At 71.7% G+C, this 988-nt stretch carries 2 protein-coding genes; both read left to right on the top strand.

The genetic code is table 11. The annotated features are described in order from the left end of the window. The coding region (locus K6I34_RS37420) for an LPXTG cell wall anchor domain-containing protein (RefSeq protein ID WP_229332464.1) at window positions 1-241 on the top strand (241 nt) is incomplete at its 5' end. A 76-nt stretch (window positions 242-317) separates the two neighbouring features. Beyond that, window positions 318-988: DUF317 domain-containing protein (locus K6I34_RS38515; RefSeq protein ID WP_275127238.1), on the top strand; the 671-nt coding region annotated here is incomplete at its 3' end.

Below are 988 nucleotides of genomic sequence, written 5' to 3'. Positions count from 1 at the left end.
GCCGACGACCCCGCCCACCACGCCTCCCGCGACGCCGCCGATTACCCCGCCGCACCGGCCGGACAAACCCAAGACCCCCGACACCCCGGACGGAGCACTCGCCCACACCGGTGCTGAGACCACTGCGTGGGCGCTTGGCGGGGCCGCAGCGCTGCTGCTGGCCGGGGGCGGCGCCCTGTGGGCAACCCGCCGCCGGCAGAAGACCGCCGCCGAGGACGAGACCACCGACCCGCAGGAGTAACCCCCCGGTTCCTGGCCGGGAGGTCTGAAAACCCTCCCGGCCAGGAACCCACCCCTGCGGCAGCCTCCCCGTTCCGTTGCACATCTCGCGGCGCTCGCCAGTCGGCGGGCGCCGCCCTGGTTCCCAGGAGCCACCGCTGTCCCCCTCTGTCCGCGAGGACCCGTTCCAGGAGTACCTCGTCTCCCCGCGCCACCTCGCCGGCTCCACCGCCATCGGCGACCCCGGACTCCAGCCCCTGCGCGACCTCGGCTGGGCCCTGCACCACGACGACCTCGGCAACACCTACGTCTCCGCACCAGACCACCGGATCCGCCTTGGCTACCTGCCCGAAGGAGACGATGACGGCCTGTGGCGCATCAACGCCTACGACGACTCCTTCGGCTCCGTACGCTGGGCCGCGACCTTCAACGACCGCACTCCCACCGAATTCGTCACCGCCTTCACCACCGCCCTCGCCCAGGCATACACCCAAGGCCCCGACACCTACCTCCACGGCGCGACCAACGAACCCGACCAGGCGTTCACTCCTCTGACCGCGGCCGACTGGCAGCACGACCGGCGCGCCTGGGCGGACGAACTTACCGCTCCCGACAGCCTCGCACGCCTCACCTACGAGCACCTCGCCCCCGACCACCAGAGCGAGATTGCCGGACACTACTCCCGCTGGTGGCTCCGAGGCGGCGCCGGCCACCACTACCCGGACTGGTACGCCACCTTCACCACCCACACCCCCACCCAGCTCATCAC

Origin of the sequence: Streptomyces sp. UNOC14_S4 (assembly GCF_020740835.1) — a bacterium.
Classification (GTDB): domain Bacteria; phylum Actinomycetota; class Actinomycetes; order Streptomycetales; family Streptomycetaceae; genus Streptomyces.
The sequence above is the reverse complement of the archived record's forward strand: the minus strand, read 5'-3'. Positions and strand labels throughout refer to the sequence as shown.